4 protein-coding genes and 1 pseudogene are annotated in these 4,191 nt (G+C 72.8%); 3 read left to right on the plus strand and 2 right to left on the minus strand.

The window, feature by feature from the left end:
• Together ACZ58X_RS40150 and ACZ58X_RS40155 are read right to left on the minus strand one after the other, a co-directional pair.
• Positions 1-113: pseudogene (locus ACZ58X_RS40150) on the minus strand (electron transfer flavoprotein subunit beta); the annotation flags it as partial.
• Positions 114-421: 308 nt separating this feature from the next.
• A complete protein-coding gene (locus ACZ58X_RS40155; RefSeq protein ID WP_470338511.1) occupies positions 422-835 on the minus strand; it encodes a thioredoxin family protein in 414 nt (137 codons plus the stop codon).
• A gap of 222 nt (positions 836-1,057) precedes the next feature.
• Between ACZ58X_RS40155 and ACZ58X_RS40160 the strand changes: the two genes are divergently transcribed.
• The 3 genes from ACZ58X_RS40160 (at position 1,058) to ACZ58X_RS40170 (ending at position 4,088) form a co-directional block, all read left to right on the plus strand.
• Entirely contained in the window at positions 1,058-1,483 is a 426-nt protein-coding gene (locus tag ACZ58X_RS40160) for a DUF4395 domain-containing protein (RefSeq protein WP_470338512.1), read from the plus strand.
• Positions 1,484-1,770: 287 nt separating this feature from the next.
• A complete protein-coding gene (locus tag ACZ58X_RS40165; RefSeq protein ID WP_470338513.1) occupies positions 1,771-2,541 on the plus strand; it encodes a lysophospholipid acyltransferase family protein in 771 nt (256 codons plus the stop codon).
• A gap of 197 nt (positions 2,542-2,738) precedes the next feature.
• Complete coding sequence (locus ACZ58X_RS40170; protein ID WP_470338514.1) at positions 2,739-4,088, plus strand: TolB family protein; 1,350 nt, start codon at positions 2,739-2,741, stop codon at positions 4,086-4,088.
• Positions 4,089-4,191 lie beyond the last annotated feature (103 nt).

Below are 4,191 nucleotides of genomic sequence, written 5' to 3' on the forward strand. Positions count from 1 at the left end.
TCCGACAGGAGGCCGTCCACACCCTCCCGGTCCGTGGTGTGGTCGTCCGCGAAACGACGGTCACCCGTCGCATCCGGCACGTACTTCACACAGACAACGATCCTCAAGCTCACGGCCTTGTCTCCTGTACTGGTCTCGTCCGGCGGCTGCGGCGTGCAAGCGGGTGCGAACACGGCACGCACCCGCTCCGGGCAGCGAGTTTCCCGTGCCGGTCCGGAACTTCCTGGCAGCATACTCGGCGGTAGCGCAGTGGTCACTACTGACCAGTAGCTCAGGCTGGACGGCCGGCACCGCCGCTTGCGCCCATCCTGCCCCAGCCGGAGGCCGACCCCACCTCACGGGGGGTACCAACCGTCGACGAATCGGCGAATCCGCTCGCCGACCCCCGCGGCCACCGCCCCGCCGCCGGTCGCCCCGTCCGTCACACCGCCTGGCCGAGCGCCGCGATCACGTCCGCCTTGCGCGGCAGCCCCGCCGCCCGGCGCACCACCCGCCCGGCCGCGTCCAGCACCAGCACGGTCGGCGTCCGCAGCACCTCCAGCCGGCGCACCAGCTCCAGCTGCGCCTCGGCGTCCAGCTCCACGTGCGCGACCCCGTCGACCATCCCGGCCACCTCGGCGAGCACCCGCCGGGTCGCCCGGCACGGCTGGCAGAAGGCGGTGGAGAACTGCACCAGGGTCGCCCGCTCACCGAGCGGCCCGCCCAGATCCTCCGCCGACAGCCGTACCGTCCCGTCCTTGGTGCGCACCCGCAGCCTCCCGTCGCGCCCTGCCCTCACCAGCCCGAACCCGCTCGCCACCGCCAGTACGACGAGGCACACCACGAGTCCGGTCATCCCCCCAGTCTGCGTCAGCGCGTACGGGCTCCGAAAGGGAGGTCGACCTGCCGACACCGGGCCCGTACGATCGGCGGGTGGACTCCGACCGCCTCTCCCCGCCGCTGCTGACCGTCCGTCGCGTCGTCGACCCGAGGCCCGTCACCACCGTCCGCTGTCGCTGACGCGCCCCGCCGCAGCCCGCCCGCCGCAGCCGCCCGTCGCGACCACTCCGGAGACCCCTTGCAGACCGACCCCCGAGGTCACCGCTTCGCCGCCGCGCTCACCAGCGTGCTACTGGCCGCCGTCCTGATCACCGGCAGCGGCCTGCTGCTCTCCCTCCAGGCGCTGGTCTTCCTGGTCGGCGCGGTGGGCGGCCCCCGCCGCTCCCCGTACGTCGGCCTGTTCCAGCTCCTCATCGCCCCGCGTCTGGCGCCGCCCACCACGACCGAGGACGAACGCCCGCTGCGCTTCGCCCAGGGCGGCGGCGCCGTCTTCGCCGTCATCGGCACCCTCGGCTTCCTCACCGGCGTCGACTGGCTCGGCCTGCTGACCGCCGGCTTCGCCCTCGCCGCGGCCTTCCTGAACGCCGCCTTCGGCTACTGCCCGGGCTGCGAGATCTACCCGATCGTCCGCCGCGCCCAGGGCCGGCTGGGTGCCGGGGCCTGACCGGCCGGGCCGGGCCGGGCCGGGTGGCGGACCCCGCCGGGCCGGGTGGCAGGCCGGGTGACGGGCCGGGTGACGGGCCGGAAAAGTTCCCGGTCGGATTCATCACGGAGATCACACCGCGAATATTCGCTTGGCCGCACGCCTCAGGTGACAGCAGGCACTCGTTCGGGGGATCATCTCCGTGTATCACCCGTGACCGCCGCGGCGTGCCGTGCTCCGGTCGGCTCCCGCGCACGGCGCGGGTCCCCGCCGTACCGGGCCCCGGCCCGTGGAAGTCAGGACTGACCGTGGCAGAGTTCGTCTACCCGCCGGTGATCGGCGCCGCACTCACCGCCTTCCGCGCGCTCGACGTGCGGATCAAGATCATCGGTGCCGAGCACATCCCCGCCAGGGGCGGAGCGGTACTGGTCAGCAACCACATCAGCTACCTGGACTTCCTCTTCGCCGGCCTCGGCGCCTACCGCGGCGGCAAGCGCAAGACCCGCTTCATGGCCAAGGACGACGTCTTCCGGCACAGCATCTCCGGCCCGCTGATGCGCGGCATGAAGCACATCCCGGTCGACCGCACCGACGGCCAGCCCGCCTACGAGGCCGCCGTCCGCGCCCTCAAGGCCGGCGAGGTCGTCGGGGTCTTCCCCGAGGCCACCATCAGCCGCTCGTTCATGTTGAAGAAGTTCAAGACCGGCGCCGCCCGGATGGCCGCCGACTCCGGCGCCCCGCTGCTGCCGGTCGTCCTGTGGGGCACCCAGCAGCTCTGGACCAAGGGTCGCCCGAAGACCCTCACCAAGCGCCACGTCCCGGTGACGATCATGATCGGCGAACCGATTCACCTCGGCCCGAACGACAAGCCCGTCATGGTCACCAGAAAGCTGCGCGCCGCCATGAGCGAGATGCTCGACCGGGCCCAGCGCGAGTACCCCGGCAAGCCCGCCGGCCCCGACGACACCTGGTGGCTGCCCGCCCAGCTCGGCGGCACCGCGCCGACCCTGGAGGTCGCCGAGGCCGAGGACGAGGCGGAAGCCCTCGCCAAGGCCGAGCGCCGCGCCGCCCGGGGCTGACCCTCCCGCCAGGCCGTCTACTCCGTGTGACCGAGCCGATGCGATCCGTCGCGTGTCGCCCGGCCGCCGACACACCCCGTCTGACACAGTGACAGCTCCTTCCAGGGGTCCTCCTCCTGGATGCGTCCTGCGCCCTGTGTCCCGCCCACCGCGGACCGGGGCACACGTCGAAGCGGTCGGAAAGGTCGAAGACGGAGATGACACGGATCACCGGCACACGGCAGTCCCCCAGCAGCAGCAAGGCCCGCACCCGCGCAACCGCCGGTGCGGGCCTCCTGCTTCTGGGCACCCTGCTCACCGGGTGCGGGGCCGAACCCGGCGACATCCCGCTCTCCGAGATCCGCCCGGAGTCCCCCACCGCCACCCCCGACCCGACCCCGTCCGCGACCCCCGGCGTCGTCGGCGCCGCGCACGCAGAGGCCCGCAACGGACTGATCGTCAGCCGGGCCTACACCGACGCCGCCCGCACCACCAGCGCCATCGTCACCCTCGGCCCGGACGGCGCCGACCAGCACCAGATCACCCAGCCGCCCGCGCGCGCCCGCGACGACCACCCCGACTGGAACCCCGACGGCAGCGCCGTCGCCTTCGACCGCACCGACCCGCAGTCCGGCACCGCCCGGCTCTGGACCGTCACCACCGGCGGCGACAACGCCCACCAGATCAGCCAGCTCTGCGACGCCGGCAGCGGCACCGCCGACTGCGCCAACGAGGACGAACGCGCCCCCGCCTTCTCCCCCGACGGCAAGCAGCTCGCGTTCAGCCGCTCCTGGGGCGCCCTCGACCAGGCCCACAACAACCAGGTCCAGTACTCGGACCTCTACCTGATGAGCCCCGACGGCACCAACGTCCAGCGGCTCACCTTCCTGACCAACGACAAGCCCTACTCGGGCTCCGTCAGCAACCCCAGTTGGTCCCCCGACGGCAAGCAGCTCACCTTCGAGTACCGCACCAGCGCCACCGGACAACCCGCCAACAGCCGCGCCGTCTACGTCGTCGGCACGGACGGCACCGGGCTGCGCCAGCTCACCCCCTGGGAACTACGCGCCGGCGACCGCGCGAGCTGGTCCCCCGACGGCAGCCAGATCCTCTTCACCACCTACCCGGCCGGCCCCGACAACACCCCCGGCGGCGGCATCTACACCGTCCACCCCGACGGCACCGCCATCGGCGCCCTCACCCCGGCCCCGTCCACCGCCTTCTACGGCGCGGCGGCCTACGCACCCGACGGCAAGTCCATCGTCTTCGCCCAGTCCCCCTCGGGCGGCGGCGCCGATCTCTACAGCATGCGCCCCGACGGCACGGGCGTCGCCCGCCTCACCAACACCGCCGACAAGTGGCTGGACCGGCCGGCCTGGGGCACCGCGGCAGTACCCGCAGCACCGGCAGCGCCCGCTGACCCGTCGGCACCCGCTTCGGCACCCGCTTCGGCCGCAGCGTCGGCGGCACCTTCGGACGCTCCGGCCGCTGACCCCAAGCCGGCCCAGGCCCAGGGGCAGCCGAAGACCGACGACACCCAGCTACCGGACGAGGAAGACGACAACTGAGCGGAAAAGCGAAAAGCCCCTGATCCGAAGGGATCAGGGGCTTTTCTGAATGATTGTTCGGCGGCGTCCTACTCTCCCACAGGGTCCCCCCTGCAGTACCATC

The sequence above is a fragment of the Kitasatospora sp. NPDC040550 genome, from assembly GCF_055594965.1.